The organism is Mycolicibacterium sphagni, from assembly GCF_002250655.1.
Taxonomy (GTDB): domain Bacteria; phylum Actinomycetota; class Actinomycetes; order Mycobacteriales; family Mycobacteriaceae; genus Mycobacterium; species Mycobacterium sphagni.
In genome coordinates, this window is record NZ_NOZR01000001.1 from 23,951 (window position 1) to 49,350 (window position 25,400).

A 25,400-nucleotide genomic window follows, 5' to 3' on the forward strand; every position below is an offset into this window, starting at 1 on the left:
TAGGACTAACGGATCTCGTCAGCATAACCCGTGTGATCAGCCTCATGGGTCACCAAAGCTCCCCCGGGCGTCACACCACACCTTCTATTCGATCGTGGGGGTGAGCCCGAATTCGTGAAGCACCTGCGCGACCGTGGTCTTCAGCTGGTCCTTACTGTTCGGTCCGCCCGGGCGCCAGGCCGAGACCGAGAGCGAAACCTTCCCGTTCACCTGGCCCGACGCCAGGAACAGCGTGCCGCCGAGCCGGTCCAGAAGTTCGGCCGGGGTCTTGGACTCGATCTGCCGCACCACGATGCATTCGGCATCGGTGCCGTCGGGCCGATTTACCGGGGGTTCCAGCCTGCCGAGGTTGGAGCATCCGACCGGGGCGCCCGCACCAAGTGCCATCCCCTCGAGCCGGCGCGCCAGAGCAGCCGGGATCAGCGGCGCGAGCGCCACCGGACCCAGCAGCTCGAAGCGCGCCTCGGATAGCGCGGACAGGCTTCTCTTCAGTTCGGCGCGCACGTCTCGCAGGCTGCTTGTGACGTCGGCCGGGTCGATGATCAGAGTCATTCCGGTCAGCGCATTGGCCCTGGTATCGCCTTCGGTGCGTTCACTGACCGGGAACTGCAGCCGCACCAGGCCCCGGTCGTCGACCCGCCCCAGGGTTTGGCCGAGCTTCGCGCCGATCCCGGCGAACAGCGAATTACTCGTTCCACCAAGGCTTTCCATGCGCTCACGCCACTGACCCTCGTCGATGTAGGACACCACTGCGGGCACGGTGACGGAACGAGCGCCGCCGAGGCTGGCGGGCGCCGGAGCAGAGCGCCCGGCCGACGAGGACAACTCGCCCAGGTTGTTACGGGCCAACCGGACGGCGGCGACGACCGCGTTGGCGAAATCGGGAATCGCCCGCAGGATCGCGGCGGCGTCCTGGCGTAACGCCTGAGCGCGCGTGCGCGCCCCCGGCTGCGGATAGCCGAGGTCCCACGTCTGGCCACTGGCGGCCTGGTTGATCGCCTGGGTCAGCGCCAGGCCGTCACAGACCGTGTGCGAGGCCACCAGCGTGATGACCGCGCCGCCGGTGTCCAGCGGTTGCATGGCCAGGCGCCAGGACGGCCCCTTCTCGGGGTCGATCGGGACGCGCAGCTGCTCGTCAAGCCAGGCCATCGCCTCGCCACGCGGGCGGATGGTGGCCGAGATATCGACGTCGGTGGGCCCGGTCCACGTCACCCAGCGGTCGCGCCCGAATGGCAGGGGCGAGCGTTCGACGCGGCGCCCGAGCAGGCCGTGGCCGAGGTTGTAGTGAAACCGCCGGAGGGCGTCGACGTCTACTGGGTGCTCATAGATCCAGCCGTACTGGGCAAGTGGGCCTCGACCGAGCGCCCGCAGGCCGAGGAATGATCCCTGGTCGATGTACGCCAACGTGGAGTCCACACCGTCATGTTAGGCGGGGGTGGCGCTACCTCGACGCAGGCGCCGCACCGCCTTTCCGCTTGAGTTCCACACCGAGTTCGGACGGCGGCACGAGATGACCTTCGGCACAACGAATTTCGACGGTCGCATCGGCCCCGCACTCCAGGTGGGTCAGCCGCAGCCTGCTGTCATTGCTGAGGTGGCGCCGGCCCCACTCGAACATCGACCACACCACCGGCATGAGGTCGGTGCCCGCTTCGGTCAGCACGTACTCGTCCCGGACTCGCTGACCCGGCTCGCGGTAGGGCCGCCTCGTCAGCAGACCGGCGTCGACCAGTTCGGCCAGCCGCGCCGAGGTGGCGGCCTTGGTGATACCCACCCGCCGGGCGAAGTCGTCGAAGCGGGTGGTGCCGTAGTAGGCCTCCCGCAGGATCAGCATCGCCGACTTGGTGCCGATCACTGCCATGGTCTTCTCAATCGGGCATTTGCCGACCGCCGACCAGGCGTCGCGGTCGACCAGGGGGCCCTGCAGCACTGTCACGGACGTCACTTTCTTTCTGAGTTGTTTTAACTATACCTAGGTGTTATAGCTGAGTACAGCAAGCTTTACTCAGCGACGAGTTCAGGAGGACATCATGGCCGGTTACGCAGGACGCGACGCCGTCATCGTCGAAGCGGTCCGCACACCGATCGGCAAGGGCAAGCCAGGCGGTGCGCTGCACGGGGTGCTACCCGCGGATCTGCTGGCCCACAGCCTGTCCGAGGTCGTCGCCCGTACCGGCGTCGACCCCGCCGAGATCGACGACGTCATCGCCGGCGCCGTCACGCAGGTGGGCGACCAGGCCGTCAACATCGCTCGCAACGCACTGCTGGGTGCGGGCTTCCCCGAGTCGGTTCCCGGTACGACCGTCGATCGCCAGTGCGGCTCCAGCCAGCAGGCGATTTCCTTTGCCGCGCAGGGGGTCATCGCCGGCGCCTACGACATCGTGGTCGCCGGCGGCGTCGAGTCGATGAGCCGCGTCCCGATGGGGTCGTCGGTGCTGCCGGGCAGCGACCCGTTCGGCACCCGGTTCGCGGAGCGCTACTCCGAAGGACTGGTACCCCAGGGCATCAGCGCTGAACTGATCGCCGCACGCTGGGGGCTATCGCGCACCGAGCTCGACGAGTTCTCCGCCGGTAGCCACGAGAAGGCCGCCCGGGCCACCAAGGATGGGTTCTTCGACAACGAGTTGGCCCCGATCGCGGGTCTGCAGACCGACGAGATCATCCGCCCGGGCACCACGGTAGACACCCTCGCGGGACTCAAGCCCGCGTTCTACCACGAGGCCGTCGCGGCGCGCTTCCCGCAGATCAACTGGGAGATCACGCCCGGCAACTCCTCGCCACTGTCCGACGGCAGCGCCGCCGTCTTGATCACCACCTCCGAGGTGGCGCGCAAGCACGGCTGGCGCCCACTGGCCCGCATCCACACCACCACGGTCGTCGGCTCCGATCCGCTCTACATGCTGACCGGCGTCATCCCGGCGACGGAGAAGGTGCTGTCGCGAGCCGGGCTGTCGCTGTCGGACATCGACCTGTTCGAGGTGAACGAGGCGTTCGCACCGGTGGTGCTCTCGTGGGCAAAGGACATCGGCGGAGGATCTCACTCCGACATCCTTTCCAAGACCAACGTCAACGGCGGCGCGATCGCGATCGGGCACCCACTGGGTGCCAGCGGCGCGCGGATCATGACCACGCTGGTCAACGCGCTTGCGCAGCGCGGCGGGCGCTACGGCCTGCAGACCATGTGTGAGGGCGGCGGCATGGCCAACGCCACGATCATCGAGCGGCTGGGCTGAGCGCCATGTCCGAGACCCCGTTCACCGGAGTACGGGTGCGCCACGACAGCGCCAAAAGCTACGACGAACTATTGGCCGCGCTGCTCGCCGACATCGGCGAGCAGCCCGTGCCCATCAATGAGATCAGCGCGGCGAGCGGTGATTGGCGCTCATACCAGGAGACGGTCGAAAAGTTCGTCGGGCCCAGTGGATTCATGCTGTTCGCATTACTCGACCACGGTGGCTGGATCCCGAAGGCCGGCATCGAGCGCAAGGCGATGCGCGTGATTCTCGGCAACCCGCTGATCGCCATCACCATGATTCGTCACGACGTGACGGCGGCCCTGTTCGCCCCCGTCGAGTTGTTGCTTCTCGACGAGGAGGACGGCCATAGCAGCCTGACGTACGTCAAGCCGTCGTCGTTGATGGTCGTCGAGCCGAATCCGGCGCTGCTCGGTGCAGCCGAGCAACTCGATGCCAAGTTGACGGCGCTGGCGGCCAAGGTCACCTAGTGCAGGTCGGCGCCCGACGTACAGCGCCCGACGTTCAGCGCCCGTAACGACACCGAAGTGCGGCTCGCTGGGCAATACTCGTGCCGATGCAGCTGAATCGGTTGTCAATCGCAAGAATCGCGGCCGTGGCACTGATGGCGGCGGGGTGCTCGAGCAACGATTCGTCCTCGGGATCGACGTCGAGTACGACGCCATCCTCAAATGCGTCTGCCACGCAGTCCAGCTCGGCGACAGCGACCTCGTCGTCCGCGGCCGCGCCGGCCGGCGCATTAGACGACTCCACCTGCCTTGACATCGGCTTCGCCAAAGACAATCTGATGATCGCCAGCAGTACCGACAAGGCGCAGGCCAACGCTGACACGCTCGAGAAGTACAGCCCTCCCGACCCGGTGAAGGCCGCCATCGAGCACTTCGTCACCACCGTCGGCGCCCAGCCCAACGATGCCGAGCTCGACACCAATCGGAACGCGATCACTGATTGGCTCAAGCAGGTGTGCCCAAACCTGAAGTAACTACACCCGGGTCAGCTCGAACAGCGGGATGACCCGGCTGGTCTTGGCCTGGTACTCGCCGAACCCGGGTGCCACCGCCACGATCTTCGGGTAGGCCGCGTCCCGCTCGTCGAGGGGCAGCTCGCGGGCGACCACGTCGTAGGCATCCGTGCCGACCTCGATATGAGCCTGCGGGTTGGCCCGCAGGTTGTGCACCCAGTCGGGATTGGTGTCGGCGCCGGCCTTCGAGCCGATGATGATCATCTTGCCGTCGACCGTCATGTAGGCCAGCGGCGCGAGCCGCTTCTTACCCGACTTGGCGCCGGTGGTGGTGAGCAGTAACAGCGTCCGGCCCTCGAACGGACCGCCGACCACACCGGCGTTGGCGCGAAACTCCTCGACGATGCTGTTGTTGTAATCGTCCAAGGCGGACTTGTCAGGGAAAGTCATGGCTTGTCCAGCTTCTCGGGCTTGAAATCTATTCCGGATTCCTTGCGCTGCTGGGCGGTGATCGGGGCCGGCGCATCGGTCAGCGGGTCGACGCCGCCGCCGGACTTCGGGAATGCGATCACCTCGCGGATCGAGTCCACCCCGGCCAGAAGCGCCACGATGCGATCCCAGCCGAAGGCGATACCGCCATGTGGCGGCGCGCCAAAGGTGAACGCGTCCAACAGGAAGCCGAATTTCTCCTGCGCCTCTGCCTCGTCGATGCCCATCATGGCGAAGACCCGCTCTTGGACGTCGCGGCGGTGAATACGGATGGATCCGCCGCCGATCTCGTTGCCGTTGCACACGATGTCGTAGGCGTTGGCCAGCGCCGAACCGGGGTCGGTGTCGAACGTCGCCTCCGACTCGGGCATGGGTGAGGTGAACGCGTGGTGCACCGCGGTCCAGTTCCCCGAACCCACCGCGACGTCGCCGGCTGCCGTCGCGTCGTCAGCCGGCTCGAACAGCGGCCACTTCACGATCCAGGTGAAGGCCCACGCGTTCGGATCGATGAGGTCAAGCCGCTTGGCGATTTCGATACGCGTCGCGCCCAGCAGCGCCCGGGCACCCTTGGGAGTACCGGCGGCGAAGAACACGCAGTCCCCCGGCGTGGCGCCGACATGGGCGGCCAGGCCGGCACGTTCAGCGTCGGACAGGTTCTTGGCGACCGGGCCGGTCAGTTCACCGTCCTCGCCGACGAGCACATAGGCCAGCCCCTTGTGCCCACGCTGTTTGGCGAATTCCTGCCAGCCGTCCAGCGTCCGGCGCGGCTGCGATGCGCCGCCGGCCATCACCACGGCGCCGACGTAGGGCGCCTGGAAGACCCGGAACGGGGTGTCCTTGAAGTACTCGGTGCACTCGACGAGCTCCACCGCGAACCGCAGGTCGGGCTTGTCGGATCCGAACCGGCCCATGGCCTCGGCGTAACACATCCGCGGGATCGGCGTCGGCAGGTCGTAGCCGATCGTGGACCATACCGCCCGCAGCACCTCTTCCGAGACGGCGATGACGTCCTCGGCGTCGACGAAGCTCATCTCCATGTCCAGCTGGGTGAACTCGGGCTGCCGGTCGGCGCGGAAATCCTCGTCGCGGTAGCAGCGCGCGATCTGGTAGTAGCGCTCCATGCCCGCCACCATGAGCAACTGCTTGAACAGCTGCGGGCTCTGCGGCAGCGCGTAGAACGAGCCGGGCTGCAGCCGGGCTGGGACCAGAAAGTCGCGTGCACCCTCCGGTGTCGAGTGGGTCAGCGTCGGCGTTTCGATTTCGACGAAGTCGTGGCTGGCCAGCACCGAGCGTGCGGCCGCATTGACCTTGGAGCGCAACCGGATCGCGTCACCCGGGCCACCTTCGCGGCGCAGGTCGAGATAGCGGTACTTGAGCCGGGCTTCCTCACCTGGCTGCTCGTCGAGCTGGAACGGCAGCGGGGCGCTCTCCCCCAGCACCGTCAGCGACGTCGCGTTGACTTCGATCTCGCCGGTGGGGATCTCGGCGTTGGCGTTGCCCTCGGGGCGGACCTCGACCACACCCTCCACGGCCACACAGAATTCGGCGCGCAGCCGGTGCGCCTGAGCCAGCACATCGGCGTCGCGGAAGACCACCTGGGAGACGCCCGACCCGTCGCGCAGGTCGATGAAGATGACGCCGCCGTGGTCCCGCCGGCGTGCGACCCAGCCGGCCAGGGTGACCGTCCGCCCGGCGTCGGTGGCCCGCAATGTACCGGCGGCATGACTGCGCAGCACTAGAAACTCCCTGGAGGTCTGGAAAGGATGGCGAAACGACTGCTCAGTCTATGAGGTGGACCCGACCGGACATTCGTCACCTCGGTGTATGGTCGGCGCGGAGGTAGCCCGATGACCACGATGTATCCCTGCGAGCTGGTCGACCTGGACTGGATCAAAAGCGCGCCGTTCCGCTTCTCCAACAGCGTGGACCTCGCCATCACGCCCCAGCAGCTCTTCGATGTCCTCGCCGATGCCGACGCCTGGCCCAAGTGGGCGAAAGTCATCACCAACGTCACCTGGACCAGCCCCCCGCCTTACGGCGTCGGCACCACCCGAACGGTCGACATGCTCGGCGGCCTGGTCGGCGAGGAGGAGTTCCTGGCCTGGGAGCCGTTCACCTACTTGGCGTTCCGGTTCAACACCTGCTCGAACAAGGTGGTGGCCGCGTTCGCCGAGGAGTACACGGTGGTGGAGACGCCGGGCGGCTGCCGCCTCACCTGGACGATGGCGCAGAGCGCGAACGGGCCGGCCCGGCTGGGACTGGTACTCGGCGGTCCGCTGATGAACCTGTCGTTCAAGTGGTTCCTGGCCAACCTGCGCCGCTACACCGACAAGCTGTACGGCTAGTCGACTCAGTACAGGCCTGACCACGCCTCCCTGCGCTGGGCGTCCGGATCGTCGACGGACACGTCGCGGTTGGAGCGGATGACGCGGGTGCGCCGCCGCGCGGTGTCGTAGCGCGGCCAATCGTTGAGCGCACCCTCGATGGCGAAGTTCAGCCAGGTGCGTTGCATCCGGCGCCCCACCGCGGGCTGAACCCGACGGCCGAGCGGATGCAGCTTGCGACCCAGATACGAGCCGTAACTGTGCTGGATGTGCACGATCTCGCTGCCGTGAGTGGCGCCGAGGCCCAGCATCCGCAAGGTCCACGTGGTGTGGTCGAACCGGTAGACGTGCGTCGTCGCGTGCGGACTGTAGGCGTCGGCGAATGCCCACGTCGGCGCTCCGAACATGACGTCGGAGCCCACCGCGACCTGAGCCCGCCGGCGCGGATAGTCCGGGTAGCCGGCCAGCACCCGGCCGCGCGCCTCCGGCGCCACCCGGTCGAAGTAGTCGTCGATGGACTCCCGCGTGGTAGGCAGCATCGGCGGCTTGGTCCAGGCGAACATCGACGCCTCGTGGCTGTTGGTGCCGATGATCAGCGGCACGGGATTGACCTCGCCGGCTCTGGCCGCCTCGATCGGGTGGCGCGGCAGCAGGTCGACCCCGTAGGTGAGGCCGTAGGCCAGCGTCGGGGTCGCGGCCGCACTCCGGCGCTGCATCTCGCCGGCCGCCCGGCGCAGCACCCGCTGAGGCAGGACCGGGAACGCGGCGGGATCGGCCCCGACGACATCGACGAACTCGTGGGCCCGCCGGGCCCGGGTGGCGTGGTCGGCGATCAGTGGCAGCGCCGGACTCTGGGCGATCGCCCGGGCGAACAGGCCCGCGCCCGCCGGACTGGCCAGCAGCGCGAGCACCGACGTCGCCCCTGCCGATTCGCCGAAGATGGTGACGCGCTGGGGGTCTCCGCCGAACGCGGCGATATTGTCCTGCACCCAGCGCAGCGCCGCGATCTGGTCGCGCAGGCACAGGTTGTCGGCGAAACCGTCGCCCAGATCGCCGAGTTCGAATCCGCCGAACACACCGAGCCGGTAGGTCACATTGACCACGACCACGTCGCCGTTGGCGGCCAGCCGCGAGCCGTTGTAGAGCTGCAGCTGTCCGGCGCCGTAGACGAAGGCACCGCCGGGGATCCAGACCATGACGGGCAGCGGAGTGTCTGTCTCGGGAGCCCACACAGTGAGGGTCAGGCAGGCTTCGTCGCGGATCTTCGGATCGTCGCGGCCGCCGCCGACGAACGAGCGGCCCTGCGGAGGCACGGGTCCGTGCTCGACGGCGTCGCGCACGTCCGACCAAGGCCGCAGTGGGATGGGCGCGCGAAATCGGCGCTCCCCGACCGGCTGTTCGGCGTAGGGCATGCCGCGCCATACCCGGACGCCACCTTCGGTCGTGCCGCGCACGGCGCCGAGGGAGGTGTAAACCACGGTCGACGGATCCGCGACGACGGCCACGACTGAATCGTAGTGTGATGACCATGACCTTCAACGAGGGTATGCAGATCGACACGAGCACCACGTCCACCGGCGGCGGCTCCGGTCGCGGTATCGCCATCGGCGGTGGCCTCGGCGGCCTTGTGGTGGTGCTGCTGGCGGTGTTCCTCGGGGTCGATCCCGGCCAGGTGCTCAGCCAGCAGACGGCCCTGCCACCCGGCGCCGAGCAGTCCTCGGGCTACGACCTGAGCAAGTGCAAGACGGGTGCCGACGCCAACGAGTACGTCGAGTGCCGGGTGGTGGCCACCGGCAACTCCGTGGACGGGGTGTGGGCAAACCTGCTCAAGGGCTACACCCGCCCCAAGATGATGCTGTTCAAGAACCAGGTGCAGACCGGCTGCGGACCGGCGACCAGCGACGTCGGCCCGTTCTACTGTCCGGTGGACAAGACCGCATACTTCGACACCGACTTCTTCAACGTGCTCAAAACCCAATTCGGTTCCAGCGGTGGGCCGTTGGCACAGGAGTACGTCGTGGCCCACGAGTACGGCCACCACGTGCAGGATCTGCTCGGCGTGCTCGGCCGCGCCCAGCAGGGCGCCACAGGCGCCGGTGGCAACGGCGTGCGCACCGAACTGCAGGCCGACTGCTACGCCGGGATCTGGGCGCACTTCGCGGCGGTCACCAAGCAGCCCGGCACCGACGTGACATACCTAGAACCGTTGACCGATAAGGACATTGCCGATGCGCTGTCGGCCGCGGCGTCGGTGGGTGACGACCGGATTCAGAAGCAGGCCACCGGGCGGATCAACCCCGAGCAGTGGACCCATGGCTCGTCGGCCGAGCGGCAGAAGTGGTTCACCATCGGGTACCAGACCGGCGATCCCAAGCAGTGCGACACGTTCAAGGCCGGAAACCTCGGCTAGCCGGGCAGTTCGGCAGTCATGTCGACACGATCCGGGTCGAAACTGAAATAGCCTGTGATGGTCAGGGTTTCGGGTAACGGTTCCTGGTAGCTCCAGGCCAGGTCCTCGACGCCCCCGGCCGCCCAGTAAGTCGCATAGCCCTTGTAGTTGCAGTAGCTCGACGTGGCCGTGCGCCGCAGCAGGTCGGTGCGCACATGAACAGGAGCGACGTAGAGCCTTGGCGCCAGCGCGGTTTCGAACACGATGACGGTTTCATCGGTATCCACCAGCACCTCGCCGGCGACCTCGACGCGCAGCCGCCGCCGGGTGGGCCTGCAGTCGACCCGGTGGTAAGGGTTGGGCGGGTAGTGCACCAGGGTGCGCCCCTCCTCCACCCAGGTGTCGACGGCATCCCAGGCCACCCGCACGTAGCCGGGTGCCGCCTCTTCGGGTTCGGTTGGCAGATCAGCTGTTTCACCGACCGGAAACACGTAGCTCAGCGGCGCCCCGGCGCGGTGGACCATCAGCGCTCGTTCGGTGTCGATGACCGGCTGCCCGCCGCGCAAGCCCTGCACCCGGCGCGGATGCGGTTCAACGTAGACGATGGGCTCAGCCACCGGCGCGGAGAACCAGCCGGCCCGGTCCGGACCGAGTGGGCCGCGGCCGGCGACCAGACTCATCGGCTCAGATCCGGGCTTCGGCGGCGATGGCGTTGTCGGTGACCCGCAGCGGACGGATCAACGCATCCTGCGTGAAGGACGCGATCAACTCGCCCTCCTCGGTGTGGACCGCGCCGCGTATGTAGGACATGCCGGCACCGACCTGGGTGCTCTCGTGGGTGTAGAGCAGCCAGCCGCTCCAGCTGACCGGCTCGTGAAAGCTCACCGTGACGGTCATCGGCGCGGTCGAGACCGTGAGGTGCGACTGCGCGGTGCCGATGCCGGCGTGCGCGCGCATGGTCGTCGAGATGCCCAGATGGCCGGTGAAGTAGGCGATCAGCGCCTTGGCGAGGTCGTCGCGGGCCGGGATCGGCTCGTAGTGCAGCCACGCGTAGACCTCGGGCGGGCCTACCTCGTCAGGGCTGTTGATGTCGACGACGTCGACGAGCTTGATTTGCCGTCCCGCCATGGGCATTTCGCAGTCGTTGGCCCCATCGGGTCCGGCGACCGCCGGGCGCGGCAGATGGTGGCGTATCACGTCGGGGGTGGGAACGTCGGCGAGCACGGTGAAGGTCATGCAGCGCTTGCCGTTCTGCGATGCGGTGATGAACGCAGTGGCCGTCGAGCGCCCCTCGGATACGACGTCGATGTCGAGAACGACCGGCGGCCCGACCAGAACCGCGCGGGCGAAGACACTGTGCACCGAACGAATTGACTTGCCCTCGAAGCGCTTTGCCGCCGCGACAATGGCCTGGGCGAGCACCTGCGTGCCCTCGACGACCTGCCGTTCGTCGGCGTCGGCGATGCCCGTCGGGGCGACGAAGCGGTCCTGACTCTCGGCCTCGACGTCGAAGAGGTCGAGCAGACGCGCCACTGTCCAAATGCTCTCGCCAGAATCTGAAGCCATGTGTTCTTTCACCTCGTCGTGTGCCAAAACGGTAACGTCATTCTCGTCACTTTAACCCGACCGATAAGCTGACCCGATGGCCAAGGCCGAAGAACGATCGCGCGGCGCCCTGCGCGCCGATCCAGACTCGCGGGAGAGCCGCTTCATGCGCTCGGCCCTGTCGATCCTGGCCGAGACGGGCCGCACCGACTTCACGGTCCTGGAGGTCGTCGAGCGCTCCAAGACGTCGCTGCGCTCGTTCTACCAGCACTTCACCACCAAAGACGAGCTGCTGCTGGCGCTCATCGACAACATCATGTCGGAGTCGACCAAGCAGTGGCGCCGGGACACCGACGACCTGCCCGCCGCCGAGGCGATACGCGTGCTGATCGACCGGATCTGCACGCCGGCCGAATCCACCAAGCAGGACAGCATCAATCGGGGCCTGACCTACTACAACGATCACCTCGCCGAGTCCCTGCCCAAGGAGTACTCCCGCGTGCTGTCGCCGCTGCATCAGCTGATCAGCGAGATCCTGGAACGCGGTAAGGCCGAGGGCACGTTCCGCGAGGATTTGCAGTCCGAAACCGCCGCCGCGCTGATCATGCAGGCGGTGCTCGGGGCGATGCGCTTACGCAGCCTGGGCGCCGAACTCAACGGTGTGCCCATCGACGCAGCGCATATTTACGACTTCTGCGTCCGCGGCTTGCTTCCGTAAACCGTTCCCGCAGGTAGACACACATTTTACGACCGGGGTGTTGACCCGGCTACCCACGTGGTAACGTCATTACCGTTAGCCCACAAATTCAGACTCTCTGGAGGCGGCCATGCCCTCGCGCGAGCTTCCCTATCCCGTTTTCGACGCCGACAATCACTTCTACGAGCCCCAGGAAGCGCTGACGCAATTCCTGCCGGACAACCGGAAGGGCGTCATCGACTACATCGACGTCAAGGGCCGCACCAAGATCGTGGTGCGCAACCACATCAGCGACTACATCCCCAACCCGACGTTCGAGGTCGTCGCCAGGCCCGGCGCGCAGGAGGAGTACTTCAAGCACGGCAGCGGCGGCAAGAGCTTCCGCGAGGTGATGGGCAAGCCGATGAAGGCCATCCCCGCGTTCCGCAACCCAGAGGCGCGCCTCGAGGTGCTCGACGGCCTCGGCCTGGACTACACGATCATGTTCCCCACCCTGGCGAGCCTGGTCGAGGAGCGGCTCAAGGATGACCCGGATCTGATCCTGGACATCATCCACGCGCTCAATCAGTGGATGTATGAGACCTGGCAGTTCGACTACGAGGGCCGGATCTTCTCCACTCCGGTCATCGACCTGGCCGTGGTCGACCGCGCGCTGGAGGAACTGGAGTGGTGCCTGGAGCGCGGCGCCAAGACGGTTCTCGTCCGTCCGGCCCCTGTTCCCGGCTACCGCGGCAGCCGCTCGCTGGGCCTCCCCGAGTTCGATCCGTTCTGGGATGCCTGCGTGAAGGCCGGTATCCCGGTGTGCATGCATGCCTCGGACAGTGGCTATGCCGAGTACCTCAACGACTGGGAGCCGGCCGAGGAATTCACGCCGTTCAAGCCGACCTCGTTCCGGATGGTCGCGATGGGCAAGCGGCCCATCGAGGACACCATGGCCGCCCTGGTGTGCCACGGCGCGCTGACCCGCAACCCGGATCTGCGCATCCTGTCCATCGAGAACGGCGCGTCCTGGGTGCCTTACCTCTTCTACCAGTTCAAAGACGTTTACTCGAAGATGCCGCAGGAGTTCCCAGAGGATCCGATCCAGGCATTCAAGCGGGCCGTCTATGTGGCGCCGTTCTGGGAAGACGACTTCAAGAAGATGTCGGATCTGTGCGGCGTCGACCGCATCATCTTCGGCTCGGACTGGCCGCATCCGGAGGGGCTGGCCGACCCGATCAACCTCGTCGATGACCTGATCGCCCAGGGGCTGAACTCCGAAGAGCAGCGAAAGGTGATGGGCGGCAACCTGGTCGACCTGTTCAAGGTTCCCAACGTGTCGGTCCACAAGCCCGACGTGCCCGCGCTCGTCATCGCTTGATCCGATCGGAATTGTCGTGATGGACGTGCGCGTCGGGACACCGGCGCGCACGTCCGCTGTGTAAGGAAAGCGAGGACGGCACCATGACAGATGTCGCCAATCCCGAACGGCTGCTGTTCGCGTCGACGACGCAGGCCTTCCTGGACAAGGAAGCATCGCTGAGCCGCGTGCGTGAACTGCACGCGGCGGACACCTCCTTCGACAGCGCCTGGTGGCAGCGAGCCGCCGAACTCGGCTGGGCCAGCCTGTTGGTTCCCGAAGAGCTTGGCGGCGGCAGTGTTTCGGGTGACGGGCTGGCCGACCTCGCCCTGGTGGCCGAACAGATCGGACACAGTGTCGCGCCGGGTCCGCTGCATCCGGTCAGCGTCGTGCTGGCGGGCCTGGTCGAGGCACCGGCCGGACACGAGGACACCATCGAAGCGCTGGTGGCCGGCGAGTTGGTGGCGTCGTGGGCAGTCTACGAACCGCGCCGGCCGCTCTCCCCGTTGCAGCCGACTGTCACAGCGATGCGTACCGAGACCGGATACCGCATCGACGGGGTGAAAGACCGCGTCGAGGCCGGCACGGAAGCCGGTGTCTTCCTGGTGGTCGCCGATGTCGACGGCAGCCCCCGCCAGTTTCTGGTCCCCGCCGACCGCGCCACGGTCACCGAACAACGCTCTGTCGACATGGTGAAGCGTTATGCCCGAGTGGAATTCGACGGCGCCGAGGTCGACGGAGCCGCCGCGGTCGGTGACGCCGCGCAAACGCCGGCGATCATCGAGCGGCAGCGACAGGTCGCGCTGGTGCTGCAATGCGCCGAGATCGTCGGAATTCTCGACGCGGTTCTGGCGATGACGACGCAGTGGATGTTCGATCGTCACAGTTTCGGCAGGCCACTGGCGTCCTATCAGGCACTCAAGCATCGGTTCGCCGATATGAAGATGTGGTTCGAGGCGTGCCGGGCAACCACAGCTGGTGCGGTGGCTGCGGTGTCAGCGCGTACGGATGACGCGGCCCTTCTGGTCAGTGTCGCCAAAGCCTATGTGGCCGAGCGTGCTCCGGTGATGTTGCAGGATTGCGTACAGCTGCACGGTGGGATCGGCGTGACGTGGGAACACGACCTGCACCTGTTCCTGCGCCGCGCCGCGTTGTATCGCGCGCTCTACGGTTCGCCCGAGGATCACCACCGCGCGGTGTACGCGTTGAGTGCCAAGACCACGCCACAGGAGGTTTCGGCATGACCGACATTGCGACCCCCACGACCACCGAATCGGTCGCCGATTTCGCCGCCAGGGCCCGCACCTGGCTGGCGGCGAACATGCCGCCGATCGACCCGGATCATCCGCCGTTCGCGGTGCGGGCCGAACAGGCTTCCTGGGATCGTGCCAAGGAACTGCAGAAGCGCTTGTACGAAGGCGGTTTCGCCGGTATCTGCTTCCCGCGCGAGTACGGCGGGCTGGGCCTGGACTTCGCGTATCAGCGGGCATTCAACACCGAGTGCCGCCGCTACGAGATGCCGCTGATCCTCAATGTGCCGTCACTGTCCATCTGCTCGGCCACGATCCTGGACATGGGCACCGAAAGCCAGAAACACGAACGCATTTCGGCTGCTATCCGCGGCGACGAGATTCTGTGCCAGCTGCTGAGTGAACCCAGCGGCGGCTCCGATCTGGCCGGGGTCATCACCCGCGCCGATCGCCGCGGCGACACCTGGGTCATCAATGGCGCCAAGACGTGGAGCACCAGTGCGTTCGCCGCCGACTACGGACTGATGCTGGCCCGCACCGACTGGACCGTGCCCAAGCACCAGGGCCTGACGATGTTCCTGGTGCCGCTGAACTCCCCCGGAATCACCATGCGCCGAATCAAAGAGGTCAACGGCAACGAGGAATTCTGCGAAGAGTTCTTCGACGGCCTCGAACTGGGCGACGACGCCGTGGTCGGGGAAGTCAACAACGGGTGGGAAGTGGCTTCCCGTCAGCTGTTTCACGAACGTCGTGCGGTCGGCGGCGGATCGGAATTCACCAGCGGAACCGGCGCGGAGAACGCCAGCGAGATGCCGCCGGACCATGTCACCCTGGCCGAGCGGACCGGGCAGGGCGACGACCCGGCGGTGCAAAATCTCACCGGCCGCGCGCTGGTCCGCCGCATCGTCAAAGACCAGTTGATCGAGCACGTCGGAACCGCGATCGGCAACGGCACCTTGCCGCCCAATGCCGGCACGCTGATCCGGCTGTTCCACGCCGAGACAACCGAACTCGAAGTCGACACGGCGCTGGCGATCGCCGGCACCGCCGGAGTGGTCGACGAGGGCGGTGAGCTCTCCGACCTCCTGGATATCGGCGTGCGGTATCTGTCGCGACAGACCGGTTCCCTGGGCGGCGGTAGCAGTGAGATGGCCCGCAACGTGATCAGCGAGCGCATTCTCGGGTTTCCGCGCGAGCTCGCCGCCGACAAGGGCGTGCCGTTCAATCAGGTCAAGCGCGGCCGCACTTAGAAAAGCGTCGGCTGTGGTTCGGGGTCGGCGACCGCGGGCGGCGGCGCCGCACTGAACGACCGGTGGTCACCGGCCAGGCGGTACTTGGCCACCAGGGGCACCACCCGGGCGCGCAGCATGTCGCGGTACTCAGGCGGCAGGTAGGCGCCGCGTCGGTATAGCTGACGATAGGGCGCAACGAGTTCGGGGTGCGAGCGGGCTAGCCAGCTCATGAACCAGCCGCGCGTCGAACTGCGCAGGTGCAGCCCGAAGACCGTGACACTGGTGGCGCCCGCAGCCGCGATCTGGCCGAGCAGGCCGTCGAGGTGTTCGGCCGAGTCGGTCAGGTGCGGCAGCACCGGCGCGACCATGACATGGCAGTCCAACCCGGCGTCGCGCACCGCGGCGATCAGCCCGAGCCGGGCCTGCGGCGACGGCGTCCCGGGTTCGACATCGCGGTGCAGATCCGGGTCGCCGACGGCCAGGGAGATCGCGACCGACACCGAAACCTGTTGTGCAGCATCGGCTATCACATCCAGATCGCGACGCAACAACGTGCCCTTGGTCAGGATGGACAGCGACGTACCCGACGCCGCCAGCGCGGAGATGATGCCGGGCATCAACGCATAGCGCCCCTCGGCTCGCTGATACGGATCGGTGTTGGTGCCCAGGGCCACCGTTTCCCGCGACCACGACGGCCGGGCGAGCTCACGGCGCAGCACATCGACGATGTTGGTCTTCACCACGATCTGGCTGTCGAAGTCGGCACCCGGGTCGAACTCGAGATACTCGTGGGTGGGCCGGGCGAAGCAATACCGGCAGGCATGTGAACAGCCGCGGTAGCCGTTGACGGTGAACCGGAACGGCAGCATCGAAGCGGCGGGGATCTTGTTCAACGCGGACTTGCACAGCACCTCATGGAAGGTGATGCCCTCGAACTGCGGCGTGCGCACGCTGCGCACCAGCCCGATGCGCTGCAGACCTGGCAGCGCGCCGTCGTCGACCGCTATCCCCTGGCCACTCCATCGCATACATCCATTCGAACGCACGTTCGATGTTCTGTCAATGGTGTTCTGTCAATGGTGTTCTTAGGTGTCCAACTCCCCGGCGATGCCCCGCTCGAGGGCTGCGGTGGTGCGCTCCGGCAGCACGAGCAGTCCGTCGAGCTCGCTGCGCGCCAAGTCGTAGGCCCGTTCCCGCTCTTGCGGCGTGGCTCCGGGATCGGCGGCCACCCGCAGCAGGCTCTGGGCGCGCGTCATCCGCTGTTGCTCGGCGCGGGAGAAGGCGTTACGCCGGCGCCGCCTGGCTTCGTTCTCCGCGGCGCCGAACGCGCTCGCGTAGGACTCGACGGCCTCCAGATACTGCCGCGCCGCCTCCGGGTCGTCGAGCAGGTCCTCGGCCTTGCCCGGCCGCAACAGGTCCGCGCGCAGTTTGGCCCGGTGAAAGGCCACCGTCAGCGGATCGCGCATGTCGGTCATCGCCGGAAAGTCGAGCAGCTTGGCGGCGTCCAGTTCGTACTCCAGCCAACGGGTGTCCGTGCGGTTATGTTCGTCGGCTACCCGGGTGATCGTGCGCCATTGCGCCGCTTGGCTTTTCGACGTTGGCAGCGAAGGCTCGGGGTCACTCTCCGGTTTCTTGAGCGCGGAGATGCCCCGCCAGGCCGCATAGATCGCACCAGCCAGCGGCACGATGACGAGAAGTAGCTCCACCAGCCGGAAAATCAGGCCCACATGGCCAGGATGCCACTTCGCGGGCCGGGGGCTAGCCGGGTCCGTCGCTGGCCGCGGCAAGCAACGGAACCAGGACGTCGCTGATGGGGGTCGCCAATCCGTGTTCAGCCGCCTTGCGGACGATGACGCCGTTGCGGATATCCCACTCCAGCCGGCGGCGCGCTTCGGCGTCCGTCAGCATTGACGTGGTCAGATCCTCCGGTCCGGCGGCGAACATCTCAGCCATCTCGTCGATGACGGTGTCTGGCAGCGCCGCACCTTCGGCTCGCGCCACCGCCAGGCATTCGGCCAAATATCGCCGCGCCAGCGCCGCGATGTCCTCGCGACGGAACATCCCCGATCGCCGCCGGGCCAGCACCATGAACCCGGCCAGCGCGTTGACCAACAACTTGCGCCATGCCTCGGTGCGGAAATCCGGGTCGAGTTCGACCGTCATCCCGGCCGGCCGCAACACCGAAGCCAGGGCCACCGCGTCCTCGCCGTCGGGCAGCACCAGTCGCACCGCGGTGCGCAGCCGCACCCAGCCGCCGGGTTGCGGTTCCGCCGAGAACCACACGACCGCGGGCACGATGCGGACCGACGGGCAGATGCGCCCGACCCGCTCGACCTGTTCGACGCCGTTCTGCATGACACAGACGATCGTGTGCTCGTCGCACAGCCTGCGCAGCCAGCCGGCGGCTTGCTCGTTCTGAGTGTCCTTGACGGCCAACAACACCAGATCGACGGGGCCGTCGGCATCGTCGGGATCGGTCAGCACCGGCCCGGGCACGATGATCGGCTCCGCGGCATCAGGACGGACCTCGATGCGATCACGCGGCGTGTGTCCGCACAACGTGATCCGATGACCGGCCGCGTGCAGCAGGGCTGCGACGGTGGAACCGATCGCTCCAGGACCGACAAGCGCTATCGAGGTACCCACCGCTCCCAACGTACAACGCGGCCCGCCCGCGAGGCAGGCAGGACCGAGGTCCGCCTCTACACCAATGCGGCGATGACCGAAAACATCGCCCCGTACCCACGGTTCCACCGGGGTGGGTAGGACGGCTTCCGCCGGGTGTTCTTCACCGAGAAGTTACTGCCACTTACTCAGGTAGCACTGCGGGCTGTACGGCGCGTCCTGCGCGATGGCCACCTGGCCGTCGATCGAGACTTGGCAGTGCGCGTTCGGCGCGGCCTGCCCACCATGGGTGGTGCTGGCTACCTGCAGGAAGGCCCACTGCGGATCGGCCAGGGTGACCGGGAAGGTCCACGGCGCGTCCGGCGTGACGGTGATGGTCTCGCGCTTCATGAACGAATCGGAGTTGGCGTTGAAGGCGTCTTTACTCGGCGGCTGCGCCGTCAGATAGGTGACGGTGAAATCGGCCGGACCAGCGGTCGAGAGCGTGTAGACCACCTGGTGCCCGGGCGCCGGATCGGCATTCGACACCGCGTGAGTGGCCGCAACTCCGGCGGCCGCCATCACCAGCGCTGCCCCAACCCTTGCTGTCACTTTTCGCATACCGCGCATATCGGCCACGCTACCGACATCGTTACCTGTGTCCGCACACAGCGACTCACAGCGAATGAATAGCAGGTTAACAAGTTCGTCACACACAGATATGTCACAGAAACTTATTCGCTCTAACGTCCGCTTCGACACCAACCGTGGGTCCGGGGGCTATACCGGTCTGTCGAGGCCCAATGCTCGTCTTTCCCAACATGAAAGGGCCCCTATGCACCTGCGGCGCTCTGCATTGAATCGATCGGCATTGGCTGCCACAAGTGTGCTGGTGACCGCAGGGCTCGTGCTGTCCGGCTGCGGCAGCAAGGCCAGTGACACCGACACAGCAAAGTCCGATTCGTGTGTGGACACCTCCGGCCCCAATATCAAGGTGGGTTCGCTGAACTCGCTGTCCGGCACCATGGCGATCTCCGAAGTCACGGTGCGCGATGCCATCAAACTCGCCGTCGACGAGATCAACTCCAAGGGTGGCGTGCTGGGCAAGCAGGTCCAGATCATCGGCGAGGACGGCGCCTCGGACCCCGCGGTGTTCGCGCAGAAGGCCGAGAAGCTGATCAAGGACGACTGCGTGGCCGCGGTCTTCGGCGGGTGGACCTCGTCGAGTCGCAAGGCCATGCTGCCGGTATTCGAGAGCAACAACTCCCTGCTCTACTACCCCGTCCAGTACGAGGGCCTGGAATCGTCGAAGAACATCTTCTACACCGGCGCCACCACCAACCAGCAGATCGTGCCGGCCCTGGACTTCCTGAAGGAGAAGGGCCTCAAGACGCTGTACCTGGTGGGTAGTGACTACGTGTTCCCGCAGACGGCCAACCGCATCATCAAGGCCTACGCCGCGGCCAACGGGATCGAGATCAAGGGCGAGGATTACACGCCGTTGGGCTCCACCGACTTCTCCACGATCGTCAACAAGGTGCGCGCCGCAGGCGCCGACGCGGTGTTCAACACCCTCAACGGCGACTCCAACGTCGCGTTCTTCAAGGAGTACACCAACGCCGGCCTCACCCCGCAGAAAATGCCGGTGGTCTCGGTGTCGATCGCCGAGGAAGAGGTCACCGGCATCGGCGCGCAGAATATCGCCGGCCAGCTGACCGCATGGAACTACTACCAGACCGTGGACAACCCGGTGAACAAGGCGTTCGTGGCGGCCTACAAGGCCAAGTACGGTCAGAACAAGCCCACCTCGGACCCGATGGAGGCCGCCTACGTGTCGGTCTACCTGTGGAAGAACACCGTCGAGAAGGCGAAAGCCTTCGACACCAAGGCGATTCAGGACAACGCGGGTGGCGTCACCTTCGACGCACCGGAGGGCCTGGTCACCATCGACGGCGAGAATCATCACATCACCAAGACCGCGCGGATCGGCGAGATCCATCCCGACGGCCTGATCTACACCATCTGGGAGTCCCCCGGCCCGATCCAGCCGGACCCCTATTTGAAGTCCTACCCATGGGCCAAGGGACTTTCGGGCTAACTCGATGGATGTCCTTGTCGGACAACTGGCGACGGGATTGAGCCTCGGCTCGATCCTGTTGCTGGCCGCTTTGGGGCTGTCCCTGACATTCGGGCAGATGGGCGTCATCAACATGGCGCACGGCGAATTCATCATGGTCGGCTGCTACACGGCCTTCGTGGTGCAAAAGGTGATCTCGAATGCCGGTGCATCACTTCTGGTTTCGCTAGCCGTCGGCTTCGTGGTCGGCGGACTGCTGGGAGTTCTGCTGGAAGTGAGCCTGATTCAGCGAATGTACTCCCGCCCGCTGGACACCCTTTTGGTGACCTTCGGTGTCGGGCTGATCCTGCAACAGGCCGCCCGCAGCATCTTCGGGGCACCCGCGGTCAACGTCACCGCACCGGCCTGGCTGTCAGGCGGAGTGGAGATCCTCGGGGCTGTGGTGCCCAAGACCCGCATCTTCATCCTCGTGCTGGCGCTGGTGTCCGTGATCGTCCTGGCGGCTGTACTCAAGCTCAGCCCGATGGGGCGGCGCATCAGGGCGGTCGTGCAGAACCGGGATCTGGCTGAAACCAGCGGCATTTCGAGCCGCAAGACGGATATCACCACGTTCTTCATCGGCTCCGGGCTGGCCAGCGTGGCCGGTGTCGCGCTGACTCTCATCGGCTCCACCAGTTCGACGATCGGCCAGAGCTATCTGATCGACGCGTTCCTGGTGGTCGTGGTGGGCGGGCTGGGCCAGATCAAGGGCACCGTCATCGCCGCGTTCGCACTCGGCCTGATGAATTCGTTCATCGAATACAGCACCACCGCGTCGCTGGCGAAGGTGATCGTGTTCGTCATCATCGTTGTCTTTCTGCAGGCGCGGCCGCAGGGGTTGTTCACCGTGCGGACAAGGAGTTTGGTATGAGGACGGCGGTCGGGCGGTGGCAGACGTGGGCCGGTTTCGCGGTCGCGGCCATCGTGCTGTTCGGAGTGGCGCCCGCGCTGCTGTCCAGCTTCCGGCTCGGCCTGCTCGGCCAATACCTGTGCTACGCAATCGTGGCCGCGGGCATCGGGCTGGCCTGGGGCCGCGGCGGAATGCTCACCCTGGGTCAGGGCGTGTTCTTCGGGCTGGGTGCATACATGATGGGCATGCACCTCAAGATCGGCGACGCCGAGGTCCGCAAGCAGGCGGTGCCCGACTTCATGCAGATCGCCGGCATCCCCAAGCTGCCCGCCTACTGGGAACCGTTCGAGTCCACGGCATTCACCCTCGCGGCGATCATCGTGGTCCCCACCGCCATCGCGGCGCTACTCGGGCTCGGAGTTTTCAAACGCCGCGTCAAGGGCGCCTACTTCGCGATCCTGTCGCAGGCGCTCGCCGCAGCGTTGGCCATCCTGCTGGTCGGCCAGTCGACCCTGGGTGGAAGCAACGGGCTCAACGGCTTTCGGACGTTCTTCGGGTTCAGGCTGTCCGATCCGGTGAACCGGCAGATGCTGTACTTCATCGCCGCAGGCACCCTGCTCGCGGTCGTCGCGGTGGTGCGCCAGCTGATGCAGAGCCGCTACGGCGAGCTGCTGGTCGCGGTGCGCGACGGCGAGGAGCGGGTGCGCTTCCTGGGTTACGACCCCGCCAGCATCAAGGTCGTCGCCTACACCGCCGCCGCACTGTTCGCCAGCGTCGCCGGTGCGCTGTTCGCCCCCATCATCGGGTTCATCACACCCGCCCAGGTCGGCGTCGTGCCGTCCATCGCCTTCCTCATCGGTGTCGCGATCGGCGGCCGCACCACACTGCTCGGGCCCATCCTGGGTGCCATCGGCGTGGCCTGGGCGCAGACCGCGTTCTCCGAACGGTTTCCGTCGGGGTGGATCTACGCCCAAGGCCTGCTGTTCATCGTCGTCGTGGGCTTCTTCCCCGCCGGGCTCGCCGGCCTCGGTGTGCTACTGCGCCTGCGCCGCCGCACCGAGCCGACAGAGCCCAGCGGCGAACCCGACCCGCGGCCCGAATCCGAACCGGTGGGAGTCGCACCATGACCGAAGTCGCCGAGCCGGTAGCCGGCGGCAATATCGGCATGGGCACCGAATACCTCGAAGTCCGCGGCCTCACCGTCGACTTCGACGGATTCAAGGCCGTCAACGAAGTCGACCTGACGCTGTTCCAGGGTGATCTGCGATTCCTCATCGGCCCCAACGGCGCGGGCAAGACCACCGTCATCGACGCGATCACCGGCTTGGTGCCCGCCACCGGATCGATCAGCAAGTCCGGGGCCGACCTGCTGGGCAAGAAGGTCCACCAGATCGCCCGGCTCGGTGTGGGCCGAACCTTCCAGACTGCCAGCGTGTTCGAGCAGCTGACTGTGTTGCAGAACCTCGACATCGCCGCCGGGGCGGGGCGTTCGTGGTGGACGCTGCTGCGCCGGCGCAAAGAGGTATTGCCCGCCATCGAGGAGGCGCTCGAGACGATCGGGCTGACCGATCTGGCCGACCGGCCGGCGGGCGTGCTGGCACACGGGCAGAAGCAATGGCTGGAGATCGGCATGCTGCTGGTGCAGAACGCCGACGTGCTTCTGCTCGACGAGCCGGTCGCCGGGATGAGCGGCGAGGAACGCGAAGAGACCGGAAACCTATTGCGCCGCATCGGGTCATCTCGCACTGTCGTAGTGGTGGAGCATGATATGGACTTCATGCGGGCATTCGCCACGTCGGTGACGGTGCTGGCCCGCGGCCGGGTCATCGCCGAGGGGTCGGTCGCCGAGGTGCAGGCCAACCCCAAGGTGCAGGAGGTCTATCTGGGCACCGCCGCGGCGGGCACGTCTGACTTGGAGGCCGGCGAATAGTGTTGCAGCTCATCGATGTCCACACCGGATACGGACGCTCACAGGTCATCCACGGCGTCAGCATCGAGGTGCCCTCCGACGGGGTGGCCGCGGTGATGGGCCACAACGGCGCCGGTAAGACCACCCTGCTGCGGGCGGCGGTCGGCCTGCTGAAGTGCAGTTCGGGCAAGGTGCTGCTGCACGGCGAGGACGTGACCCGGCTGCGGCCCAGCGCCCGGGTGGCGCGCGGACTGGCCTACGTGCCGCAGGGTCAGCAGTCCTTCGGCCAGCTCACCACCGCCGAGAACCTTCAGGTTGTCGCCGACGGGCGCAAGAACGGTAGACAGCTGATCGACGAGCAGCTCGACCTGTTCCCCGCACTCAAGGAACTGCTGACCCGCCGCGCCGGGCTGCTCTCCGGTGGCCAGCGCCAGCAGTTGGCCATCGCGCGGGCGCTGATCACCAGCCCGAAGATCCTGATCCTCGACGAACCCACCGAAGGCATCCAGCCCTCGGTGGTCACCGAGATCGAAGCGGCGATCACGGCGTTGACCCAGCGTGGCGACCTGGGCGTGCTGCTGGTCGAACAGCACATCGGTTTCGCGCTGGAATCGGCCCAGCATTACTACATCCTGGAGGCCGGCCGGGTCACCTCCAGCGGCGCCGGCGGGTCGGCCTCGGAGGCCGATGTGCGGGCGGCGATGGCCATCTAGACCTAGACTTGCGGTCGTGAACTCGGCCACGGCAGTGAACGAATCCCTACGCCGGCACGTCCTCAGTTAGGTGACCAACCGTCCACGCTGGGGAGTCAACACCGCGGTGACCCGCCGTTCGGTTCTGGTGGGGCTCGGCGCCGTCGGCGCGTTTCTCGCGGTCGACCTCGGTGCGGTCGCGTACGCCAACAAGTGGATTGGCTCTGGCAGCACACGTCAGACGTTCCTGGACGGGTTCCTCACGGTTTACGGACGCCAGCTCGGCTTCCGCAAGAACCACGCCAAGGGCGTCGTCGTCAGCGGCTATTTCGACAGCAACGGCAACGGCCAGGCACTCAGCACCGCCGCGGTGTTCCGGGCGGGACAAGTACCCGTCGTCGGCCGGTTCTCGCTGGCCGGCGGTAACGCGCACATGACCGACACCCCCGGCGCAGCGCGAGGACTAGGCCTGGCGTTCGGCTTCCCTCAGGGCTGGCAATGGCGCATGGCGATGCTGAATCTCCCGGTGTTCCCGGATAATTCAGCGCGCGGTTTCTACGACCGGCTGCTGGCGTCCAAACCCGCCCCCGGCACCGGGCAGCCCGATCCGGAGGCGATGAAGAGATTCCTGGCCGCCCACCCCGAAACCGCCGCTGCCATGGCCGTCATCAAGAAGCACCCGCCCACAGCCGGTTTCGGCGACAGCACGTTCCGCGGGCTCAACACGTTCTACTTCGTGAACAACGCCGGCGCCCGCACCCCGGTGCGGTGGTCGCTCGTGCCGGAGCAGAGCGCGCCCGCACCACGCTCCGGGGACCCCAACGGACTGTTCGACGCGGTGGTCCGCCAACTGCGCGGCGGCCCGCTGCGCTGGCGGCTGCTGATCACCGTCGCCAACCCCGGCGACCCATTGACCGACCCCACCCTGCCCTGGCCCGACGACCGTCGCAGCATCGACGTCGGCACGCTGACGCTGACCACGGCGACCACCGAAGCGCCGGGCAATGCCCGCGACATCAACTTCGATCCGCTGACACTGCCCGACGGCATCGAAGCCTCCGATGACCCCCTGCTGTCGGCCCGGTCGGACGTCTACGCCGCGTCCTATCGACAGCGCACCGGCGAACCGGCGTCGCCATCGGCGGTGCAGGTGAACGAGGTTGGGACATGACGACGGTCGATCGCTACCCGGTGCGCACCCGGATCCTGCACTGGCTCACCGCCGCCCTGGTGTTCAGCGCCTTGTTCATCGGATTCGTGATGGTCAATTCGCTGGGCGGCTATGGCGCGCTGGTCGGCGTGCACATGACCTTGGGCGTGCTGATCCTTCTGGTGGTGATCATCCGGGCGACCAACCGCTTCACCCATCGCACGCCGCGGCTACCGGCCACCGTGGGTTCTATCGAGCACTTCCTGGTCGTCGGATCCGAGATCGGGCTGTATGCGCTGATGCTGGCCCAGCCGCTGGTCGGGTGGGCGATGGTGTCGGCGGGCGGGCGGCCCGTCGTGGTGTTCGGTTCGCTTGCGCTGCCCCGGATCGCGCCGTTCTCTGCCGAGCTGTACTTCCTTCTGCGCCAAGCACACTCGGTGATCGCGTACCTTCTCGTGGCGGCGATCGCCGCGCACGTGTCGGCGGTGCTGCTGCACACACTTACTCTGCGCGACGCGATGCTCAGACGCATGACGTTCGGTGCGAGCCGTGAGGCTCCCGAGCCCACTGCCGCACATATCAAAACTGACGCGGGCTGA

General features: G+C 66.6%; 28 protein-coding genes. 16 read left to right on the forward strand and 12 right to left on the reverse strand.

Annotated features, from left to right (window positions below):
* Positions 1–84: 84 nt before the first annotated feature.
* Together CG716_RS00090 and CG716_RS00095 are read right to left on the reverse strand one after the other, a co-directional pair.
* A complete protein-coding gene (locus CG716_RS00090; protein ID WP_094475348.1) occupies positions 85–1,416 on the reverse strand; it encodes a condensation domain-containing protein in 1,332 nt (443 codons plus the stop codon).
* 25 nt (positions 1,417–1,441) lie between these two features.
* Complete coding sequence (locus tag CG716_RS00095) at positions 1,442–1,936, reverse strand: winged helix-turn-helix transcriptional regulator (protein WP_094475896.1); 495 nt, start codon at positions 1,934–1,936, stop codon at positions 1,442–1,444.
* A 94-nt stretch (positions 1,937–2,030) separates the two neighbouring features.
* Between CG716_RS00095 and CG716_RS00100 the strand changes: the two genes are divergently transcribed.
* Together CG716_RS00100 and CG716_RS00105 are read left to right on the forward strand one after the other, a co-directional pair.
* Positions 2,031–3,233: a thiolase family protein gene (locus CG716_RS00100; protein ID WP_094475349.1), complete on the forward strand. Its 1,203-nt coding sequence runs from the start codon at positions 2,031–2,033 to the stop codon at positions 3,231–3,233.
* A 5-nt stretch (positions 3,234–3,238) separates the two neighbouring features.
* Positions 3,239–3,724, forward strand: a complete 486-nt coding sequence (locus tag CG716_RS00105) for a DUF302 domain-containing protein (RefSeq protein WP_094475350.1) — start codon at positions 3,239–3,241, stop codon at positions 3,722–3,724.
* 34 nt (positions 3,725–3,758) lie between these two features.
* On the opposite strand, the gene CG716_RS00110 is transcribed toward CG716_RS00105, so the two are convergent.
* Positions 3,759–4,019 (reverse strand): hypothetical protein, encoded by a 261-nt coding sequence (locus CG716_RS00110; protein WP_133066836.1) that lies wholly within the window; start codon positions 4,017–4,019, stop codon positions 3,759–3,761.
* Between the two features lie 22 nt (positions 4,020–4,041).
* Between CG716_RS00110 and CG716_RS00115 the strand changes: the two genes are divergently transcribed.
* A complete protein-coding gene (locus CG716_RS00115) occupies positions 4,042–4,236 on the forward strand; it encodes a hypothetical protein (protein WP_094475352.1) in 195 nt (64 codons plus the stop codon).
* On the opposite strand, the gene CG716_RS00120 is transcribed toward CG716_RS00115, so the two are convergent.
* Positions 4,237–4,665 carry a nitroreductase/quinone reductase family protein gene (locus tag CG716_RS00120; RefSeq protein WP_094475353.1) on the reverse strand — a complete coding sequence of 143 codons (429 nt, stop codon included), beginning with the start codon at positions 4,663–4,665 and terminating at the stop codon, positions 4,237–4,239.
* On the reverse strand, positions 4,662–6,440 hold the full coding sequence (aspS, locus tag CG716_RS00125; protein WP_094475354.1) for an aspartate--tRNA ligase: 1,779 nt from the start codon (positions 6,438–6,440) through the stop codon (positions 4,662–4,664). The genes CG716_RS00120 and aspS overlap by 4 nt, the downstream gene beginning before the upstream one ends.
* Positions 6,441–6,560: 120 nt before the next feature.
* Here aspS and CG716_RS00130 point away from each other — a divergent pair, with 120 nt between their 5' ends.
* Complete coding sequence (locus tag CG716_RS00130; protein WP_094475898.1) at positions 6,561–7,049, forward strand: SRPBCC family protein; 489 nt, start codon at positions 6,561–6,563, stop codon at positions 7,047–7,049.
* A 5-nt stretch (positions 7,050–7,054) separates the two neighbouring features.
* Here CG716_RS00130 and CG716_RS00135 read toward each other — a convergent pair whose 3' ends face one another.
* Positions 7,055–8,533: a carboxylesterase/lipase family protein gene (locus tag CG716_RS00135; RefSeq protein ID WP_094475355.1), complete on the reverse strand. Its 1,479-nt coding sequence runs from the start codon at positions 8,531–8,533 to the stop codon at positions 7,055–7,057.
* 23 nt (positions 8,534–8,556) lie between these two features.
* Here CG716_RS00135 and ypfJ point away from each other — a divergent pair, with 23 nt between their 5' ends.
* A complete protein-coding gene (ypfJ, locus tag CG716_RS00140; protein WP_094475900.1) occupies positions 8,557–9,438 on the forward strand; it encodes a KPN_02809 family neutral zinc metallopeptidase in 882 nt (293 codons plus the stop codon).
* Here ypfJ and CG716_RS00145 read toward each other — a convergent pair.
* Together CG716_RS00145 and CG716_RS00150 are read right to left on the reverse strand one after the other, a co-directional pair.
* Positions 9,435–10,097: a DUF427 domain-containing protein gene (locus tag CG716_RS00145; protein WP_094475356.1), complete on the reverse strand. Its 663-nt coding sequence runs from the start codon at positions 10,095–10,097 to the stop codon at positions 9,435–9,437. The two genes, ypfJ and CG716_RS00145, sit on opposite strands and share 4 nt — an antisense overlap.
* A gap of 4 nt (positions 10,098–10,101) precedes the next feature.
* A complete protein-coding gene (locus CG716_RS00150; RefSeq protein ID WP_094475902.1) occupies positions 10,102–10,983 on the reverse strand; it encodes an acyl-CoA thioesterase in 882 nt (293 codons plus the stop codon).
* 76 nt (positions 10,984–11,059) lie between these two features.
* Here CG716_RS00150 and CG716_RS00155 point away from each other — a divergent pair, with 76 nt between their 5' ends.
* The 4 genes from CG716_RS00155 (at position 11,060) to CG716_RS00170 (ending at position 15,498) form a co-directional block, all read left to right on the forward strand.
* Entirely contained in the window at positions 11,060–11,680 is a 621-nt protein-coding gene (locus CG716_RS00155) for a TetR/AcrR family transcriptional regulator (protein WP_094475357.1), read from the forward strand.
* Positions 11,681–11,789: 109 nt separating this feature from the next.
* The gene (locus CG716_RS00160; protein ID WP_094475358.1) at positions 11,790–13,019 is read left to right on the forward strand and encodes an amidohydrolase family protein; all 1,230 of its coding nucleotides are present in this window, start codon (positions 11,790–11,792) and stop codon (positions 13,017–13,019) included.
* Between the two features lie 83 nt (positions 13,020–13,102).
* A complete protein-coding gene (locus CG716_RS00165; RefSeq protein WP_094475359.1) occupies positions 13,103–14,242 on the forward strand; it encodes an acyl-CoA dehydrogenase family protein in 1,140 nt (379 codons plus the stop codon).
* The gene (locus tag CG716_RS00170) at positions 14,239–15,498 is read left to right on the forward strand and encodes an acyl-CoA dehydrogenase family protein (protein ID WP_094475360.1); all 1,260 of its coding nucleotides are present in this window, start codon (positions 14,239–14,241) and stop codon (positions 15,496–15,498) included. Before CG716_RS00165 ends, CG716_RS00170 begins: the two co-directional genes overlap by 4 nt.
* On the opposite strand, the gene CG716_RS00175 is transcribed toward CG716_RS00170, so the two are convergent.
* The 4 genes from CG716_RS00175 to CG716_RS00190 all read right to left on the reverse strand — a co-directional run bounded on the left by CG716_RS00175 (position 15,495) and on the right by CG716_RS00190 (position 18,714).
* Positions 15,495–16,508, reverse strand: a complete 1,014-nt coding sequence (locus CG716_RS00175; protein ID WP_094475361.1) for an Rv2578c family radical SAM protein — start codon at positions 16,506–16,508, stop codon at positions 15,495–15,497. The genes CG716_RS00170 and CG716_RS00175 overlap by 4 nt on opposite strands.
* Positions 16,509–16,565: 57 nt before the next feature.
* Complete coding sequence (locus CG716_RS00180) at positions 16,566–17,201, reverse strand: hypothetical protein (RefSeq protein WP_420093165.1); 636 nt, start codon at positions 17,199–17,201, stop codon at positions 16,566–16,568.
* Between the two features lie 37 nt (positions 17,202–17,238).
* A complete protein-coding gene (locus tag CG716_RS00185) occupies positions 17,239–18,126 on the reverse strand; it encodes an oxidoreductase (protein WP_094475363.1) in 888 nt (295 codons plus the stop codon).
* Positions 18,127–18,279: 153 nt separating this feature from the next.
* Entirely contained in the window at positions 18,280–18,714 is a 435-nt protein-coding gene (locus CG716_RS00190; RefSeq protein ID WP_308210453.1) for an Rv2576c family protein, read from the reverse strand.
* A 205-nt stretch (positions 18,715–18,919) separates the two neighbouring features.
* On the opposite strand from CG716_RS00190, the gene urtA reads away from it, so the two are divergent.
* The 7 genes from urtA (at position 18,920) to CG716_RS00225 (ending at position 25,400) form a co-directional block, all read left to right on the forward strand.
* The gene (gene urtA / locus CG716_RS00195) at positions 18,920–20,182 is read left to right on the forward strand and encodes an urea ABC transporter substrate-binding protein (protein ID WP_094475365.1); all 1,263 of its coding nucleotides are present in this window, start codon (positions 18,920–18,922) and stop codon (positions 20,180–20,182) included.
* Between the two features lie 4 nt (positions 20,183–20,186).
* Positions 20,187–21,071 (forward strand): urea ABC transporter permease subunit UrtB, encoded by an 885-nt coding sequence (urtB, locus tag CG716_RS00200; RefSeq protein WP_094475366.1) that lies wholly within the window; start codon positions 20,187–20,189, stop codon positions 21,069–21,071.
* Positions 21,068–22,177 carry an urea ABC transporter permease subunit UrtC gene (urtC, locus tag CG716_RS00205; RefSeq protein ID WP_094475367.1) on the forward strand — a complete coding sequence of 370 codons (1,110 nt, stop codon included), beginning with the start codon at positions 21,068–21,070 and terminating at the stop codon, positions 22,175–22,177. Before urtB ends, urtC begins: the two co-directional genes overlap by 4 nt.
* Positions 22,174–22,980 carry an urea ABC transporter ATP-binding protein UrtD gene (gene urtD, locus CG716_RS00210; RefSeq protein ID WP_094475368.1) on the forward strand — a complete coding sequence of 269 codons (807 nt, stop codon included), beginning with the start codon at positions 22,174–22,176 and terminating at the stop codon, positions 22,978–22,980. Before urtC ends, urtD begins: the two co-directional genes overlap by 4 nt.
* The gene (urtE, locus tag CG716_RS00215; RefSeq protein WP_094475369.1) at positions 22,980–23,672 is read left to right on the forward strand and encodes an urea ABC transporter ATP-binding subunit UrtE; all 693 of its coding nucleotides are present in this window, start codon (positions 22,980–22,982) and stop codon (positions 23,670–23,672) included. The genes urtD and urtE overlap by 1 nt, the downstream gene beginning before the upstream one ends.
* Before the next feature lie 70 nt (positions 23,673–23,742).
* A complete protein-coding gene (locus CG716_RS00220) occupies positions 23,743–24,822 on the forward strand; it encodes a catalase family peroxidase (RefSeq protein WP_234817645.1) in 1,080 nt (359 codons plus the stop codon).
* A complete protein-coding gene (locus CG716_RS00225) occupies positions 24,819–25,400 on the forward strand; it encodes a cytochrome b (protein WP_094475370.1) in 582 nt (193 codons plus the stop codon). Before CG716_RS00220 ends, CG716_RS00225 begins: the two co-directional genes overlap by 4 nt.

What these genes read in the sequence shown, in the direction of transcription:
- CG716_RS00150 (WP_094475902.1), bottom strand. Translation starts at nt 10,983, where the DNA reads ATGGCTTCAGATTCTGGCGAGAGCATTTGGACAGTGGCGCGTCTGCTC.
- CG716_RS00190 (WP_308210453.1), bottom strand. Translation starts at nt 18,714, where the DNA reads ATGCGCGGTATGCGAAAAGTGACAGCAAGGGTTGGGGCAGCGCTGGTG.
- CG716_RS00120 (WP_094475353.1), bottom strand. Translation starts at nt 4,665, where the DNA reads ATGACTTTCCCTGACAAGTCCGCCTTGGACGATTACAACAACAGCATC.
- CG716_RS00100 (WP_094475349.1), top strand. Translation starts at nt 2,031, where the DNA reads ATGGCCGGTTACGCAGGACGCGACGCCGTCATCGTCGAAGCGGTCCGC.
- urtA (WP_094475365.1), top strand. Translation starts at nt 18,920, where the DNA reads ATGCACCTGCGGCGCTCTGCATTGAATCGATCGGCATTGGCTGCCACA.
- CG716_RS00175 (WP_094475361.1), bottom strand. Translation starts at nt 16,508, where the DNA reads ATGCGATGGAGTGGCCAGGGGATAGCGGTCGACGACGGCGCGCTGCCA.
- urtC (WP_094475367.1), top strand. Translation starts at nt 21,068, where the DNA reads ATGAGGACGGCGGTCGGGCGGTGGCAGACGTGGGCCGGTTTCGCGGTC.
- CG716_RS00110 (WP_133066836.1), bottom strand. Translation starts at nt 4,019, where the DNA reads ATGTCAAGGCAGGTGGAGTCGTCTAATGCGCCGGCCGGCGCGGCCGCG.
- CG716_RS00165 (WP_094475359.1), top strand. Translation starts at nt 13,103, where the DNA reads ATGACAGATGTCGCCAATCCCGAACGGCTGCTGTTCGCGTCGACGACG.
- CG716_RS00145 (WP_094475356.1), bottom strand. Translation starts at nt 10,097, where the DNA reads ATGAGTCTGGTCGCCGGCCGCGGCCCACTCGGTCCGGACCGGGCCGGC.
- urtD (WP_094475368.1), top strand. Translation starts at nt 22,174, where the DNA reads ATGACCGAAGTCGCCGAGCCGGTAGCCGGCGGCAATATCGGCATGGGC.
- CG716_RS00155 (WP_094475357.1), top strand. Translation starts at nt 11,060, where the DNA reads ATGGCCAAGGCCGAAGAACGATCGCGCGGCGCCCTGCGCGCCGATCCA.
- CG716_RS00115 (WP_094475352.1), top strand. Translation starts at nt 4,042, where the DNA reads ATGATCGCCAGCAGTACCGACAAGGCGCAGGCCAACGCTGACACGCTC.
- CG716_RS00170 (WP_094475360.1), top strand. Translation starts at nt 14,239, where the DNA reads ATGACCGACATTGCGACCCCCACGACCACCGAATCGGTCGCCGATTTC.
- ypfJ (WP_094475900.1), top strand. Translation starts at nt 8,557, where the DNA reads ATGACCTTCAACGAGGGTATGCAGATCGACACGAGCACCACGTCCACC.
- CG716_RS00225 (WP_094475370.1), top strand. Translation starts at nt 24,819, where the DNA reads ATGACGACGGTCGATCGCTACCCGGTGCGCACCCGGATCCTGCACTGG.
- CG716_RS00160 (WP_094475358.1), top strand. Translation starts at nt 11,790, where the DNA reads ATGCCCTCGCGCGAGCTTCCCTATCCCGTTTTCGACGCCGACAATCAC.
- urtB (WP_094475366.1), top strand. Translation starts at nt 20,187, where the DNA reads ATGGATGTCCTTGTCGGACAACTGGCGACGGGATTGAGCCTCGGCTCG.
- CG716_RS00105 (WP_094475350.1), top strand. Translation starts at nt 3,239, where the DNA reads ATGTCCGAGACCCCGTTCACCGGAGTACGGGTGCGCCACGACAGCGCC.
- CG716_RS00130 (WP_094475898.1), top strand. Translation starts at nt 6,561, where the DNA reads ATGTATCCCTGCGAGCTGGTCGACCTGGACTGGATCAAAAGCGCGCCG.